The following is a 15837-nucleotide window of genomic DNA, read 5'->3' on the forward strand; positions in this document are numbered from 1 at the left end:
CTTGCTATCGGGCTTGCCTAGTCCACATATTCAAACACTTTGACTACCTTGCCAACACCGCTGGTGCTGCGTGCAATATCGACCGCGTCTTCAGCTTCCTGATGTGTCACGAGCCCAAGCAGGAATACCGTGGTGGCTTCAGTCACCACTTTTACATAGTTGGACGGGAACCGGTTTTCTTTGATCAGGCGCGCTTTCACCTTGGATGTGATATAGGTGTCATTGTTGCGTTCTGTGAGTGTGCTTTTGGTATCTATGACCAGTTCGTTGGTCACATTGCGTACACTATCCACCTTCTTTGTCACGGCTTCCGCTGCTGCCTTGCTGGCAGCATCTACCACTTCACCAGTGAGTAACAGATTGCGGTTATAGCTGGTCACTGTGACATGGTTTTTGGTTCCTAACTCATCGGCCACGGCTTTGGACGCTTTCAGCTCGATATTTTGGTCCTCAATATAAATGCCAGAAGTCCTGCGATCTGCAGCCATGGCACCGCCTGCAGCAGCGCCACCGATCACAACTGGTACACAGGCAGCAAGCTGGCTTGAAATGATCAAGGCCAGAACCAATGGGGTAATTGAACGCATTTTTAATTCACTCCTAACAAAAGACAATCGATAGCATCGCAAATGCAATGCAGGGTAAGAATATACACTTCTTGAATCCTGGCGGGGTTTTCGTGAGGTACACCGATATGGATATCGTCTTCGCCCAGAAGTTCCACCAGGCCGCCACCATCCCCGCCACTGAAGGCGATGACCGAGAGCCCCGATTCCTTGGCGGCAGTAATGGCATGCAAAATGTTTTTTGAATTGCCGCTGGTGCTCAGTGCCAGCAATACATCACCGTGATGGCCCAGGGCTGATATCTGGCGGGAGAAGACCTGCTCAAAGTGGTTGTCATTGGCGATGGATGTCAGGGTGGCAATGTCCGCGGGCAATGCAATCGCGGCGAGTCCAGGCCTTTCCATTTCATAGCGGTTGAGCATGCGAGAGGCAAAGTACTGGGCGCTGGAAGCCGAGCCGCCATTGCCGCAAGCCAGGACTTTTTTTTCATTCAGCAAGGCTTGCACGATGATTTCTGCCGCATTGGCGATGGGAGTTGCCAGCAGTTCTGCCAATTCAAGTTTGAGGCGGCCACTCTCCTCAAAGTGATTGGCAATACGGGCGCTAAGGTCTGTCATGATGAATGTTTCTTAATGGAAGATAGGGTTAGCGAGGGGCGGGAAGTTCGGTGATGTGCATGTATTGCTCACGCACTAAAAGCATCTTGTATCCACTGGATGCTGCTGGTGTGCAAAGTATCCATCAAGATCGCATCAAACCTGCAAGCTGCTTCACCATGTTGCTGTAGATAATGCTCGGCGGTGCGTAGTAGCCTGGATTGCTTGCTGTGCGTAATGCTGGCAGCGGCACCACCAAATTGAGCGTGGCTGCGCAAACGTACTTCTACAAAAACCAGCGTTTTCTGGTCACGCATGATCAGGTCAATTTCACCGAAACGGCAATGATAGTTGCTGGTAATCAGGCGCAGGCCTTTTGCCTGCAGGTAATCCGCCGCGATTTTCTCGGCACTGTCACCGCGTTCTTTCAAGGCGTGTTTTCCACCACTACGCCCTGGTTGCTGAAGCGCGCGCTGGTCAGCTCGCGGCTGATTTCACCGGTGTTGCTGATGTTGATCTTGCCCGTCAGGCCCTGGAAGCCAAATGGCTGCCCAGGGTGTTGTGCCAGCCGGTCCAGGATTTTGTATGCATCCACGCCCAGGGCAAACCAGCGCTGCATTTCTCCAGGAGGCAAGTCAGCCGCGGCGGCCTTGTAGGCAGAAAATTCCGCTGCATCTGGTTTGAGTAACCAGGGCATGTCGATAAAGCGCACAGCAGATAGCACATCGTCGCTGCTATCCTGAGGAATGCCCGCGTACAAGTGCGAGACGCCGAAAGTGGGGGTGGCATTGTCCAGGTAAGGCCGCAATATGCGAGCTTCTTCTGCATTGGCTGCGATAAAAATCATGTCAGCCGGGTTGGCATTGATCTGTGTTTGCAGTTCCGTTGGGCTGCTGCTCTCTGCTGCGGCAAGTTGTAACGTAATCTGCCCACCCGCAGCCGTCCACTCTTCCGTAAATGCCTGCGCCATTCGAGTGGCGATGCCATTACCGCCGGCGACAACAGTGGCGGTTTGCATGCCCAGGCGCTGCGCTATGCGGACAATCTGTGCGACTTCGGCTTCAAGTGGGAGGCCGTAGATATGCAGTGAGGCTGGGTGTGGGCTGTTATCCGCAGGCAGGTTCAGGGCCAGGGTGGGTAGGGGTAATGCGGCTTGCTGGCTTAAGGTCGTGACCTCATCGCGTGTCAATGGGCCCAATGCGATCTTGACGCCATCGCTAACAGCTTGCTGGTAAATGCTGACAATGGCGTCTTTATCACCTGTAGTGGCATATAGTTTGAGTTCTCTGTGATCACCCGCTTGCTGTTGGGCGGCGGCAAAGCCTTGTTCGATGGCATCTGCAGCCGGGTAGTACATCTCAATGGCAAACGGTAGTATCAGACCAATCTTGTCTGCGCTGTTAGGTACTAATGGTGCTGCGGCGGTGGCGGCTTGTGGCGCAGGGCGGTCTGCCAGTAATTGTTCGCTAAAGCCGAATGAGGCTGGGTGCCCAGGGTAGAATTGCTTCCAGTTATTGATCGCCGCAGGGTCCTGTTCTTTTGCTGCCAGGGCCAGGTCTATCCAGCCCTGTATATCCGTATTCATGCTTTCGCCGCGCATTTCCACCAGGTCGCTGCTGGCGATCTGGCTCAGGCTGTGCCAGATATGCTCGTGGTTTTGCTGTATGGCGGGGGGCGTGCTCAAGAAGCGTTCTGCGGCGGTTCTGTGTTCCAGCGCGCGCAGCGTGTCGGGTTGGTTGTCATAGGCGAGGGCGAGGCTTGCGTGTAAACTTGCGGCTGCGTCATCACTCAGTGTTGCGTTGGCTTTGAGCGGTAAAAGCAGCTGGAATGTGGTGTCAAAATCTTTTTCCGCTGCCGCGATATTGCCAGCGAGTAATTTGGCATAGAGGGATTGGCGGGGAATCGCATTGAGTGCCATCTTGGCACATTCAATATTGGTTTTCTGCAGGCAGGTGATGCCATCATGAAAACGGGATTCGACAGAGGGTTCATTCTGGGCGGCAGGCGCGGCTAAGGCCGTCCCTGAGCACAGAATCCATTGCAGACAAAGAAGGGCAAATAGGCGTTGAATCATAGTGGGACATTATATGTGGTAGCCACGCCAATTGGAAACCTGCAGGATATTACCTTGCGGGCGCTGGAGGTGTTGAAGGCTGTTGATGTGATTGCGGCAGAGGACACGCGGCATACTTCCGGCTTGTTGGCGCATTTTGCCATCCAGAAAAAACTGGTGGCGGTACACGATCATAATGAGCGCAAGGCGGCAGAGTTGCTGGTGCAGCGTCTGCAGGCCGGAGAGTCCATCGCTTTGGTGACGGATGCAGGCACGCCAGGGATTAGTGATCCGGGTGCGGTCGTGGTTCAGGTTGTGCGGGAGGCTGGGTTAAAGGTGGTGCCTATTCCAGGACCGAGTGCTGTAATCGCTGCGCTATCTGCGTCCGGTATTATTGCAGCTGGCTTTACTTTTTATGGTTTTTTGCCCGCCAGTGGCGCGCAGCGACGCAATTCCCTGCAGGGATTGAGTGGTTTACAGTCAACCTTGGTCTTCTATGAGGCACCACACCGGGTGCTGGACAGTGTCGCGGATATGGCCCAAGTACTGGGTGCGGAGCGGCGCTTGACGATTGCCCGGGAGCTGACCAAGACCTTCGAAACGTTCCATTCTTGCGAGCTAGGTGCAGCCAGCGCCTGGCTGGAGAGTGACAGCAATCAGCAGCGAGGGGAGTTTGTCTTGTTGGTGGAGGCTGCTCCGCCACAAGACGAGAAACCGGTCAGCGATGAGGCGGAGCGTATTTTAAAATTACTGCTGGCTGAGCTTCCGTTGAAGCAGGCGGTGAAGTTGGCGACCGATATTACCGGCACCAAGAAAAATGCACTCTATGAGTTTGCCTTGCAACTCAAGCAAGAGTGAGCATTTTCTGAACTCTTGCCTTGCCATATATATGTAACAAGTAAAACCGAGAATTAAATGACTGACAAAATTACCATTACCCGCCCCGATGATTGGCATTTACATTTACGCGATGGTGAAGCGCTGCGTGCGGTGTTGCCGGATACAGCACTGCGGTTTGGTCGTGCCATCGTCATGCCCAACCTGCGTCCACCGATTACCAGTGTGGGCCTGGCCCAATCTTATCGGGAGCGCATTGTGCAGGCATTGCCTGCGGGGGCTAACTTTACCCCGCTGATGACGCTTTACCTGACCGACAATACGACGGCCGAAGATATTGTTGAAGCCAAAGCGAGTGGTCTCGTGCATGGTGTCAAGCTCTATCCGGCAGGGGCGACCACTAATTCAGACTCTGGTGTGACCAATCTCGGGCATTGCGTGAAGGCGCTTGAAGCAATGGAAAAGCATGGCTTACCACTGTTGGTGCATGCAGAAGTGACGGATGCCCATGTTGATGTGTTTGATCGGGAGAAGGTGTTTATAGAGCGCAATATGGCGCCTTTGCTTGCGCGCTTTCAGGGGTTACGCGTGGTGTTTGAGCACATTACCACACGCGATGCAGCGCAGTTTGTGGCAGACGCGACCGATCGTGTAGCGGCGACGATTACTGCCCATCATCTGTTGATGAACCGTAATGCCATGTTTAATGGTGGTATCCGGCCCCATCATTACTGTTTGCCCGTACTCAAGCGTGAGGAGCACAGGCTGGCCCTGATTGAAGCGGCTATTTCCGGTAGTAGCAAGTTTTTCCTAGGCACTGATAGTGCGCCGCATGCGCGATCAGCCAAGGAAGCCAGTTGTGGCTGTGCGGGGATGTATACCGCGCATGCTGGCATAGAATTGTATGCTGAAGCCTTTGATCAGGCCAATGCGCTGGACAAGCTGGAAGGATTTGCCAGCTTTCACGGTCCGGACTTTTACCATTTACCGCGTAATGCTGAAAAAATCACCTTGGTAAAGCAAGCCTGGGAAGTGCCCGATAGCTTGCCATTTGTCGATGATGTGCTGGTGCCATTGCGTGCTGGGCAATCGATAGCCTGGAAGTTGGCGGATTAAGTTTGCCGAAGTTGTGGGCGTTGAGTCAATGTCTTGCTGGGTGGATGATTTGTCAGTCTGTGCTTGAGTGGCCTTATGCTAAAATGGACGTGAAGCTGGCCAGGCAGCCGCCGCTCACTTGTTGAGGGGAGGAAAGTCCGGGCTCCAGAGAGCAGGATGACGGCTAACGGCCGTACGCCGTGAGGCGAGGAATAGGGCCACAGAGACGAGTAAACCGCAAGGTGGATGTGAAACGCGGTAACCTCCATCCGGAGCAAGGCCAAATAGGGTAGCGATAGCGTGGCTCGCGCTGCTACCGGGTAGGTTGCTTGAGCCCATGAGCAATTATGGGCCTAGATGAATGGCTGCCACTTGCAGCAATGCAGGAACAAAACCCGGCTTATCGGCCAGCTTCTTTTATATTATTTTTGACTTCCTCAAGTGGGTGTTCTCCCACTTTGACCTCCTGATTTCCATTTCCCTACCAAGATTCAACCACCTCTTAATTCTTTCTCATAAACCACTTTCATATAGTTGGCTATCTCCTTATTTATTAAGGATAAAAATTTTCTAGCAAAAACCATCTAAGTCATTGTCCTGTAAAGGAAAAATCACCAAAAAGCGCTTGCACTGCCAATTTTTTTTATCTATAGTGGGCGGTAGTGGAGAAAAGTGGAGTTTTGTGGGTAATCGCCAGCTTTAGTTGATTGCTCATCTCCGAAGGTTGGCGATCCCTTATCTCCCTTTTTCGTTGTTACTGGGCTGCGTGCGAAGCAGTCCCAGAGTCCAGGTAAAGGGGCCTCATGTTTCGCGGTGCGACATCTTTGAATATGGATGCCAAAGGTAGGCTGGCTGTGCCAGCCAAGCACCGTGACGCCCTGCACGCGCAAAGCGAAGGCAATCTCGTCCTTACCGCTCACCCCCATCGTTGCTTGCTGCTTTATCCGCAGCCTGCGTGGGAGCCTATCCAGTCGAAAATGATGGCCCTTTCCAGTTTTGATCGTCAGTCCAGTGCTTTGCAGCGCCTGTTGGTGGGTTTTGCCGAGGATATCGAGCTGGATAGCGCAGGCCGTCTGTTGGTGTCTCCTGTGTTGCGTGAGTTTGCAGGGCTTGAAAAGCAGGTGATGTTGGTAGGGCAGGGCAGCCATTTCGAGTTATGGAATATGGATGCCTGGCGTGCTCAGTTGCAGCAGGTGATGGCAGCTGAGGACATGATCCTGCCCGCCGAGCTAGAAGGTTTCTCGCTGTGAGTGCGGGGTTGACCTCTGTGCCCGTTCCCCAGATTTTTCAGCATGTAACGGTTTTGTTGGATGAGGCAGTGGAGGCATTGGCAATCAAGCCTGAAGGTACTTATGTAGATGGTACTTTTGGTCGCGGTGGGCACAGTCGCAAAATCCTCCAGCAACTCGGCAAGGGTGGGCGCCTGATTGCAATGGATCGGGATCTTGCTGCCATTGGCGCTGCATCGGACATTGATGATGCACGCTTCACAATTGTTCATAGTCATTTTGCCGCGATAGGTGAAGTGCTGGCGAACCTCAATATTAATCAGGTGGATGGTGTTCTGCTGGATCTGGGCATTTCATCGCCGCAGATCGATGAAGGCGGGCGCGGATTCAGCTTCAGGTTTGACGGTCCGCTGGATATGCGCATGGATCAAACGCGCGGCCAGACTGCCGCAGACTTCATTGCAAATGCGACAGAGCAGCAACTTACGGGGGTGATAAAAGAATATGGTGAAGAACGGTTTGCTAAACAGATTGCAAGGACGATTGTTGCGCAGCGCGCAGGAGGGGTGGGCATCACCACTACCGGACAACTTGCCAAGATCGTGGCAGGGGCGGTCCCCAAAATCGAGCCTGGCCAAGATCCGGCGACGCGCACCTTTCAAGCTCTACGGATTTTCATCAATCAGGAGCTTGAGGAGTTGGCGTTAATTCTGCCTCAATGCCTGGCAGCATTGGCACCTCAAGGGCGCCTTGCTGTCATCAGCTTTCATTCGCTGGAAGATCGCATCGTCAAGCGTTTCATCCGTGGTGAGCAGGACAGGGATGACCTGCCTGCCAATTTTCCTGTACGCGCCAAGGATTTGCCGCAGCCGCGGATGGTGGCGGTCGGCAAGGCTGTCAAGCCAAGTGCAGGCGAAGTGAAGCGCAATCCCCGTTCGCGTAGCGCGGTGCTGCGCGTTGCGGAAAGAACGAGCGTGCTATAGCCATGACCAAGCTCAATCTCATCCTGTTCGTCGTGTTGATAGTGACTGCGCTAGGCGTGATCACGGCTCAACACAAGGCGCGCAAGCTCTATATAGAGTTGCAGCAACAGCAGGATGCATCCAAGCAGCATGAGATTGAGTGGGGGCAATTGCAGCTTGAGCAAAGCACATGGGCGATGCACTCGCGCATTGAGCAGATTGCAGAGAAGCGCTTGAACATGCAGGTGCCCGAGGCCAATCGTATCCAGGTGGTGGCCCCGTGATGCGGTCTGCGAGCGTAGGTGCTACTTCCAAGTCCCGTGTTGTGGTCAAGATCCCGACTTGGCGGCGCCGCGTACTGTTGATTGCAGTATTGGCAGGTTTTGGCGTGTTGCTAGGGCGCAGTGTCTATCTGCAAAGCATGCATAAGGCCTTTTTGCAGCAAAAGGGAGATGCACGCTACAGTCGTTTGATTACCTTGCCTGCCCATAGAGGTAAGATCACCGATCGGTTTGGCGAGCCACTGGCGATCAGTACGCCGGTGGAATCTATCTGGGCCAGTCCGCCTGACGTGAAGTCTACGCCTGAACAGTTGGCAAAGCTGGGCACCCTGCTTAAAGTGAAACCTGAAGTGATCAGGAAGAAGCTGGTCAATAATCCACGTGAGTTTGTTTATATCAAGCGCCGCCTGCCGCCTGAGCTGGCAGCGCAGGTCATGCGTTTGCATATTCCCGGCGTATTCACTCAGCGTGAATATCGTCGGTATTACCCGGCAGGGGAAGTGACTGCCCACTTGGTAGGGTTTACCGGGATTGATGACAATGGCCAGGAAGGGTTTGAGCTGCATTCTCAGGCCTGGCTGTCAGGCAAGGCTGGTGGTCGCCGCGTGATCAAGGATAGGCAGGGGCGTATTGTGGAGGACCTTGAGGCGGTCAAGGTGCCACAAGACGGGCGTGATCTGACGCTGTCGATTGATCGCAAGTTGCAGTATCTGGCTTATCGTGAGCTCGCTGCTGCTGTGGATGAACACAAGGCCAAAGCCGGTTCGGTTGTGGTGCTGGATGCCAAAACGGGCGAGGTGTTGGCAATGGCCAACCTGCCTAGCTACAACCCGAATAACCCGGTCAATATGGCTGGGCGCTCTCGCAACCGTGCAGTGGTAGATGTATTTGAGCCTGGCTCTACATTGAAGCCATTTACGGCGGCCGCTGCCCTAGATAGTGGTCGGTATAAACCTGAAACCCTGATTGAAACTTCACCGGGAGCCATGCGTATTGGCCCGGCGACTATCCGTGATGCCCATCCGCAAGGGTTGCTGACGGTAGCGCAAGTGATACAGAAGTCTTCCAATGTGGGCTCGGCCAAAATGGCTTTGAGCCTTGAGCCACATTATCTGTGGAGTATTTTTAACCAGGTGGGGTTTGGCAGTCCAACCCGTATTGGTTTTCCCGGTGAGGCCTCCGGCAAGTTGCGTAACTACAAAACCTGGCGTCCGATCGAGCAGGCGACCATGTCCTATGGTCATGGGATCAATATGACCTTGTTGCAGCTTGCACGTGCTTATACCGTGTTTACCAACGATGGTGCCTTGCTGCCAGTCTCGCTGTTGAAGCTCAAAGAACCGCCTGTCGGCCATCAAGTCTATACCGCTGCTACGGCTAATCATCTTAAAGACATGATGGAAACCGTGATCCAGGTTGGGGGTACGGCGCCACGTGCGCAAGTGCTGGGTTATCGCGTGGCGGGTAAAACCGGTACGGCGCACAAGCCAGGCGTAGGCGGCTATCAGGCCAATCATTATGTATCGTCATTTGTCGGTCTGGCGCCAGCTTCCAATCCACGCTTGATTATCGCGGTCATGATTGATGATCCGAGTGCTGGCAAGTATTACGGTGGCACGGTCGCCGCACCAGTATTCAGCAAGGTGATGGCAGGTGCACTACGCATGCTGGCCATTCCGCAAGATGCGCCCAACAACAATGTGGTGATCCCGGTAGATGATATTCCTGAAATCAAGGAGGTGGTATGAGTCCGCTGGCTCTTCACCACATCACACTGGATCGCAGCAAGTTCACTGCAATCACGGCCGATAGCCGCCAGGTCAAGTCCGGTAGCCTGTTTCTGGCCTTTCCGGGTGAGAAAGCGGATGGACGCCAGTTTATCGCTCAAGCCATCTCGCAAGGGGCAGCGGCTGTGCTGTGGGAGCAAGAAGACTTCCGCTGGAATCCACAATGGTCAGTGCAGAATGAGGCAGTTAGCGGCTTGCGCCAATATGCCGGCAATGTTGCTGATGCGTTTTATGGGCATCCTTCCCAGCAATTGTGGATGGTGGGGGTGACGGGAACCAATGGCAAAACCTCTTGCACGCACTGGCTGGCCCAGGCATTCAATCTATTGCGGCGCAAGACTGCCGTGATTGGCACCTTGGGAAATGGTTTTCCTGAGACTTTGTCTCATGCCGTCAATACAACTCCTGGCCCCATTTTATTGCAGGGTATGCTGGCTGACTATGTGGAGCAGGGTGCTGTGGCAGCCGCCATGGAAGTGTCTTCCCATGGCCTGGATCAAGGGCGTGTCGCCGGTGTGCATTTTGATGTGGCCGTGCTGACCAACTTGACCCGTGATCATCTTGATTATCACGGAGGCATGCAGGCCTATGCCGATGCCAAGAAAAAATTATTTGCATTTGATGGGTTGGGCCATGCCATTCTCAATCATGACGATGCTTTTGGCCGCCAGTTAGCTCTTGAACTGGCTGAAACCGACAAGCAAGTGTTGACCTACGGTCTGGAGGGCGGGGATGTACGTGGTACCGACCTAACCTTCAACGAATCTGGCCTGCAAATGCTGGTACATACCCCTTATGGGAATGCTCGCCTGCAGGCTGCAGTGGTGGGCCGTTTCAATGCCTATAACCTCTTGGCGGTGCTGGCTACGCTGCTGGTGTCAGGGGTAGAGCTAAAGCAGGCAGTTGAGGTGCTGGGGCAAATTGTGGCTGCGCCTGGACGTATGCAACAACTCGGTGGTCAGCAACAACCTTTAGTGGTGATCGATTACGCACACACTCCAGACGCCCTGGAAAAAGTCTTGCTCTCGCTGCGCGAACAAGCATCTGGACGCTTGATTTGTGTCTTTGGTTGCGGTGGCGATCGTGATAAGGGTAAGCGCCCACTGATGGCAGCAATAGCTTCCAGGCTGGCTGATCATGTCATTGTGACTTCTGATAATCCCCGGAATGAAGCACCTGCACAGATTATTGCAGAGGTGGTGGCTGGCTTGAGTGGGCAGTATCAGATAGAGCCGGACCGTGCAGAGGCTATTGCTACCGCAATCAACGTTGCCCGTCTAGGCGATGTGGTGCTGGTAGCAGGTAAGGGACATGAAACATATCAGGAGGTGGCCGGCATCCGGCATCCGTTCAATGATGTAAGCACTGCCCAGCAAGCGCTCCAGACATGGCAGCCAGGGGGTGCGACATGATGCGTCTGTCAGAAGCTGCGCTTGCAACCAAGGGAACCGTGTTGGGCGAAGATGTGCTGTTTGGCGCAGTCGGTACAGACAGCCGTAAGCTTGAGCCGCAACAGCTTTTTATTGCCTTGCGTGGGGAGCGGTTTGACGGCCATGACTATGTGAGCCAAGTGCTTGAAGATGGCGCAGCGGCGGTGATGGTGTCCGATGATGCGGGTGCTGCGCGTCCTGCGCTGTTGGTGAATGATACGCGACTGGCATTGGGTGAACTTGCGGCTTACTGGCGTCACAAATTCAATATCCCTGTGGCTGCGATTACCGGCAGCAATGGCAAGACTTCAGTGAAGGAAATGCTGTCCGCCATATTGCAGGTAGAGGCTGGCGGTGAAGATACGGTGCTCGCTACCCAGGGTAATTTGAATAATGATTTTGGCTTGCCACTGACGCTGCTGCGCTTGCGTGAAAATCACCGTTTCGCTGTGGCTGAAATGGGTATGAACCATGCTGGTGAGATCAGTTATCTGACCAATATAGGCAAGCCGGATGTCGCATTGATCAACAACGCGACTGCCGCGCATCTCGGCGGTCTTGGCTCCGTGGAGGGTGTTGCCCGTGCCAAGGGAGAGATCTTCGAGGGTTTGTCTGATCAAGGCATTGCCGTGATCAACGTTGATGATGCTTACGCCCCTCTCTGGAAAACCCTGGCGGCCAAGCATCAAATAGTGACATTTGGCCTGGCTGATACTGCAGATGTCCATGCGCAGTATCAACTGCATGCAGATAGGGCTGTGCTTGAGATGCATACACCTCAAGGCACTATCCATCTCACTTTGCCAGTAGCGGGTCTGCACAATGTGCGTAACGCCCTGGCAGCTACCGCAGTAGCGCTTTACATGGGTGCTTCATTGCAGTCTGTCCGTGCAGGGTTAGAGAGTTTTTCCGGGGTGAAGGGTCGCTTGCAACGCAAGCCTGGACTCAATGGGGTCTTGTTGATCGATGACACTTATAACGCCAATCCTGCTTCCATGCATGCCGCAGTCGATGTGCTCAGCCAGCAGGCTGGGCAACGCGTGTTGGTAGTCGGAGACATGGGGGAGCTGGGGGCTGATGAACAGAAGCTGCATCAGGAGTTGGGTGCCTATGCAAGCCAGGCTGGCATCCACCAGCTGTTTGCACTGGGTGAGCTCAGCCGCCATACGGCGCTTGCGTTTGGTGATGACGCCTGTCATTACGTGACGGTGGAGGAGCTGGTGGCTGCGATCAAGCCACTCATGAATGCACAGACCACGGTGTTGATTAAAGGATCGCGCTTTATGCGCATGGAGCGGGTCGTCGCCTTGCTGCAAGATGAAATGGAGAAACCATAATGCTACTCGAACTTGCCCGCTGGCTTGCGCATGATGTGCGCGGCTTTAATGTCTTCAATTACCTGACACTGCGCGCGGTGTTGGCTACCTTGACCGCACTGGCCATTTCATTTCTAGTGGGTCCTTCGCTGATCCGCAAGTTGACCCAGTACAAGGTCGGCCAATCTGTGCGCGATGATGGTCCTCAAACCCACTTGGTCAAGGCAGGGACACCGACTATGGGTGGAGCTTTGATCCTAGTGGCGATAGCGATTTCCACGCTGTTATGGGCCGATTTGTCCAACCGCTTTGTCTGGGTCGTGCTGTTCACCACCATCGGGTTTGGCGTGATTGGCTTGATTGATGACTGGCGCAAAGTGGTATATCGCAATCCCAAGGGCTTGTCAGCCAAGGCCAAGTATTTCTGGCAGTCGCTGATCGGTATCAGCGTGGCGATATATCTGTTCTACACCGCCAGTGTGCCTGCAGAAACCGAGCTGATCCTGCCATTTGTCAAGAACCTGGCGTTGCCTCTGGGTGCTGTCAGTTTTATCGTCCTGACCTATTTTGTGATTGTGGGTACCAGCAACGCCGTCAACCTGACCGATGGCCTAGATGGCCTGGCGATCATGCCTACCGTGATGGTAGCCAGTGCACTGGCTGTATTTGCCTATGTTGCCGGTCACCTTTATTTTTCCAAGTATCTGGGGGTTCCCTATGTGCCTGGGGCTGGTGAGTTGACCGTGTTCTGTGCTGCGATTGGCGGAGCTGGCCTGGGCTTTCTCTGGTTCAACGCCTATCCGGCCGAAGTATTTATGGGGGATGTGGGTGCGCTGGCGCTGGGTGCTGCACTTGGAACGGTAGCCGTCATTGTTCGCCAGGAAATCGTCTTGTTCATCATGGGCGGCGTGTTTGTGATGGAGACTATCTCCGTCATGTTACAGGTCGGCTCATTCAAGCTCACCGGTAAACGTATATTCCGTATGGCGCCCCTACATCATCACTACGAACTCAAAGGCTGGAAAGAAACGCAGGTGGTGGTGCGATTCTGGATTATCAGCATGATGCTGGTGCTGGTAGGCCTTTCTACATTGAAGCTGAGATAAGACAAAAAAACATGCTGCAACTCAAGGACAAAAACGTATTAGTGCTGGGGCTGGGTGACACCGGTCTGTCGGCATTGCGCTGGCTAAAACGCCAGGGTGCGTTGCTGTCCGTTGCAGATACGCGGCTGGTGCCTCCTGGGCTGGATATTCTGCAGCGCGAACTGCCAGAAATACCGATATATCTTGGTGGCTTCAGTCAGGAGAGTTTTGCCGGGGCTGACGTGATTGTCGCTAGCCCTGGGGTTGCCCTGGCTGAACCACAAATCCAGCTTGCCTTGCAGCAAGGGATTCCAGTCGTGGGTGACGTTGAGCTGTTTGCACAGTTCCGCTCGCCTGCGGCCAAGCTGATTGCGATTACTGGCGCAAATGGCAAAAGCACGGTGACTAGCCTGGTAGGCGATATGTGCCGGGCAGCAGGCTTGAACACAGTGGTGGCAGGCAATATTGGCTTGCCGGTACTGGATGCGCTGGATGATGCCGCTGATGTGTATGTCTTGGAGCTTTCCAGCTTCCAGCTGGAAACTACCCACTCTTTAGTTGCAGATGCTGCCACGGTTCTGAATATCAGTGAAGACCACATGGACCGGTATCGTGGCTTACGTGATTACGCGGCAGCTAAGGCCAGAATATTCAGCAGCCTGGGTGTGCAGGTGCTTAACCGTGAGGATAGCTGGAGCAAGTCCATGGCCTTGCCTGGCAGGCGTGTGGTCAGCTTTGGCACCGATGCACCAGTGAGCGATGAGGCTTTTGGTCTGGTCTTGCATGAGAGTGAGTACTGGCTGGCACAAGGCGCAACACGGCTGCTGAAGATGAATGAATTAAAGATCACCGGTTTGCACAACGCAGCAAACGCCCTGGCGGCATTGGCATTGTGCCGTGCTATTGATTTGCCTGACGCGCCGTTGCTGGCTGCGTTAAGGGAATTCAAGGGCTTGCCACACCGCGTGGAATGGATAGCCGAAGTGCATGACATTGCGTTCTATGATGACTCTAAGGGTACCAATGTCGGGGCTACTTGCGCTGCCATTGCAGGGTTGCAACGCAAGGTAGTCCTGATTGCGGGCGGCGATGGTAAAGGACAGGACTTTTCACCACTGATTGGCCCTGTCAGCAGCAATGCGCGTGGCGTTGTTCTAATCGGGCGTGATGCTGAGGCAATCGCTGCTGCGCTGGCTGGCACCGGGGTTTTAGTTGAATATGCTGCCAGTCTTGAGCAGGCAGTAGAGCAGGCATATGCCCTGGCACAGGCGGGCGACGCCGTGCTGCTTTCTCCGGCATGCGCTAGTCTGGATATGTTCCGTCATTACATTCATCGCGCACAGGTGTTTGTCGATGCAGTACACGCCTTGGTGGCCAGGGAGTCGCGGCCATGATGTATATGCTGAGCGGACGCGAGCGTATTACCTCTTCCTCGCCCTATGACCAGGCCTTGGTCTGGGTCACGCTTATCTTGCTGGGCATCGGCCTGGTGATGGTCTATTCCGCTTCTATTGCGCTGGCAGAAGCCGACAAGATGACCGGGCATCAGCCAACGTATTTCCTCATACGCCACAGTATTTTCCTCGTGATCAGCCTGGCTGGCGCTTTTGTGACTTTCCAGATACCTACCCGTATGTGGCAGAAAATGGCGCCCTACCTCTTTCTGATGGGGCTTGCCATGCTGGTGCTGGTGCTGATTCCTGGCGTAGGCCGTAACGTGAATGGCAGTCAACGCTGGTTGTCGTTATTTGTGATCAATCTGCAGCCTTCGGAGTTCATGAAGCTGTTTGCCGCGATTTATGTCGCGGATTACACCATACGCAAGGCCGAGGTGATGGACAGCATCAAGCGCGGCTTCTTGCCTATGGTGGGCGTGATGGTGGTAGTGGGCTGGCTGTTGCTGCGCGAGCCTGATTTTGGCGCTTTCAGTGTGATCGTGTCGATTTCCATGGCGATTCTCTGGCTTGGCGGTATCAATGGCCGCATCTTTGGCGGGCTGATTGCCCTGCTGCCGGTGGCAGTGATTGGTCTGATCTGGAGTTCACCGTATCGCATGCAACGCGTGATCGGGTTTATGGATCCGTGGGCAGATCCGTATGGCAAAGGTTATCAACTTTCTCACGCGCTGATTGCTTTTGGGCGAGGTGAGTGGCTGGGTGTTGGGCTGGGTGCCAGCGTGGAAAAGCTGCTATACCTGCCGGAAGCGCATACCGATTTCCTGATGGCAGTAATTGCAGAAGAGTTGGGTTTTATTGGTGTGCTGGTGGTGATTGGTCTGTTTGCCTGGCTCATCATCCGAGCTTTCCGCATTGGCAAGGAGGCGGTAAATAACGAGCGTTATTTTTCTGCCTTGCTGGCACAAGGGATAGGGGTATGGATCGGCGTGCAAAGCATCATCAATATCGGTGTGAACATGGGTGTATTGCCTACCAAGGGCTTGACCCTGCCTCTGCTCTCATTTGGCGGTAGCGGCATTCTGGCTAATTGCATTGCGTTGGCCATTCTCCTGAGGATTGATTGGGAAAACAGACGGATACAGAAAGGGTTGCCAGCATGATGGTTATCCTGAATGGTTCAAACGTAGCGACCATAGCCAACAT

General features: G+C 54.1%; 15 protein-coding genes and 1 other RNA gene. 12 read left to right on the top strand and 4 right to left on the bottom strand.

What is annotated here, in order from left to right:
• Window positions 1–17 precede the first annotated feature (17 nt).
• The 4 genes from LG201_RS13320 to LG201_RS13335 all read right to left on the bottom strand — a co-directional run bounded on the left by LG201_RS13320 (window position 18) and on the right by LG201_RS13335 (window position 3236).
• Window positions 18–587, bottom strand: a complete 570-nt coding sequence (locus LG201_RS13320) for a BON domain-containing protein (RefSeq protein ID WP_226772692.1) — start codon at window positions 585–587, stop codon at window positions 18–20.
• Window positions 588–589: 2 nt separating this feature from the next.
• Entirely contained in the window at window positions 590–1183 is a 594-nt protein-coding gene (locus LG201_RS13325; RefSeq protein ID WP_226772693.1) for an SIS domain-containing protein, read from the bottom strand.
• 68 nt (window positions 1184–1251) lie between these two features.
• Complete coding sequence (locus LG201_RS13330; protein WP_226772694.1) at window positions 1252–1593, bottom strand: YraN family protein; 342 nt, start codon at window positions 1591–1593, stop codon at window positions 1252–1254.
• Window positions 1590–3236 carry a penicillin-binding protein activator gene (locus LG201_RS13335; protein ID WP_226772695.1) on the bottom strand — a complete coding sequence of 549 codons (1647 nt, stop codon included), beginning with the start codon at window positions 3234–3236 and terminating at the stop codon, window positions 1590–1592. Before LG201_RS13335 ends, LG201_RS13330 begins: the two co-directional genes overlap by 4 nt.
• Between LG201_RS13335 and rsmI the strand changes: the two genes are divergently transcribed.
• From rsmI to ftsW, 12 genes are all read left to right on the top strand, one after another.
• Window positions 3228–4073, top strand: a complete 846-nt coding sequence (gene rsmI / locus LG201_RS13340; RefSeq protein ID WP_226772696.1) for a 16S rRNA (cytidine(1402)-2'-O)-methyltransferase — start codon at window positions 3228–3230, stop codon at window positions 4071–4073. The two genes, LG201_RS13335 and rsmI, sit on opposite strands and share 9 nt — an antisense overlap.
• 57 nt (window positions 4074–4130) lie before the next feature.
• Entirely contained in the window at window positions 4131–5168 is a 1038-nt protein-coding gene (gene pyrC / locus LG201_RS13345) for a dihydroorotase (RefSeq protein ID WP_226772697.1), read from the top strand.
• 91 nt (window positions 5169–5259) lie between these two features.
• Window positions 5260–5566: RNase P RNA component class A (gene rnpB, locus LG201_RS13350), an RNA gene on the top strand.
• A 384-nt stretch (window positions 5567–5950) separates the two neighbouring features.
• Window positions 5951–6397, top strand: a complete 447-nt coding sequence (gene mraZ / locus LG201_RS13355) for a division/cell wall cluster transcriptional repressor MraZ (protein ID WP_226772698.1) — start codon at window positions 5951–5953, stop codon at window positions 6395–6397.
• Window positions 6394–7359 carry a 16S rRNA (cytosine(1402)-N(4))-methyltransferase RsmH gene (gene rsmH, locus LG201_RS13360; RefSeq protein WP_226772699.1) on the top strand — a complete coding sequence of 322 codons (966 nt, stop codon included), beginning with the start codon at window positions 6394–6396 and terminating at the stop codon, window positions 7357–7359. The genes mraZ and rsmH overlap by 4 nt, the downstream gene beginning before the upstream one ends.
• Before the next feature lie 2 nt (window positions 7360–7361).
• A complete protein-coding gene (gene ftsL / locus LG201_RS13365; protein WP_226772700.1) occupies window positions 7362–7622 on the top strand; it encodes a cell division protein FtsL in 261 nt (86 codons plus the stop codon).
• Window positions 7622–9367 carry a peptidoglycan D,D-transpeptidase FtsI family protein gene (locus LG201_RS13370; protein WP_226772897.1) on the top strand — a complete coding sequence of 582 codons (1746 nt, stop codon included), beginning with the start codon at window positions 7622–7624 and terminating at the stop codon, window positions 9365–9367. The genes ftsL and LG201_RS13370 overlap by 1 nt, the downstream gene beginning before the upstream one ends.
• Window positions 9364–10818 (top strand): UDP-N-acetylmuramoyl-L-alanyl-D-glutamate--2,6-diaminopimelate ligase, encoded by a 1455-nt coding sequence (locus LG201_RS13375; protein ID WP_226772701.1) that lies wholly within the window; start codon window positions 9364–9366, stop codon window positions 10816–10818. The genes LG201_RS13370 and LG201_RS13375 overlap by 4 nt, the downstream gene beginning before the upstream one ends.
• Window positions 10815–12173, top strand: coding sequence for a UDP-N-acetylmuramoyl-tripeptide--D-alanyl-D-alanine ligase (locus LG201_RS13380; protein WP_226772702.1), 1359 nt, complete (start codon window positions 10815–10817; stop codon window positions 12171–12173). Before LG201_RS13375 ends, LG201_RS13380 begins: the two co-directional genes overlap by 4 nt.
• Window positions 12173–13258, top strand: coding sequence for a phospho-N-acetylmuramoyl-pentapeptide-transferase (mraY, locus tag LG201_RS13385; RefSeq protein WP_226772703.1), 1086 nt, complete (start codon window positions 12173–12175; stop codon window positions 13256–13258). The genes LG201_RS13380 and mraY overlap by 1 nt, the downstream gene beginning before the upstream one ends.
• An 11-nt stretch (window positions 13259–13269) precedes the next feature.
• Entirely contained in the window at window positions 13270–14631 is a 1362-nt protein-coding gene (gene murD / locus LG201_RS13390; protein WP_226772704.1) for a UDP-N-acetylmuramoyl-L-alanine--D-glutamate ligase, read from the top strand.
• Complete coding sequence (gene ftsW / locus LG201_RS13395) at window positions 14628–15794, top strand: putative lipid II flippase FtsW (RefSeq protein ID WP_226772705.1); 1167 nt, start codon at window positions 14628–14630, stop codon at window positions 15792–15794. The genes murD and ftsW overlap by 4 nt, the downstream gene beginning before the upstream one ends.
• The last annotated feature ends 43 nt before the right edge of the window (window positions 15795–15837 follow it).

The organism is Methylobacillus gramineus (assembly GCF_020532675.1).
GTDB lineage: Bacteria > Pseudomonadota > Gammaproteobacteria > Burkholderiales > Methylophilaceae > Methylobacillus > Methylobacillus gramineus.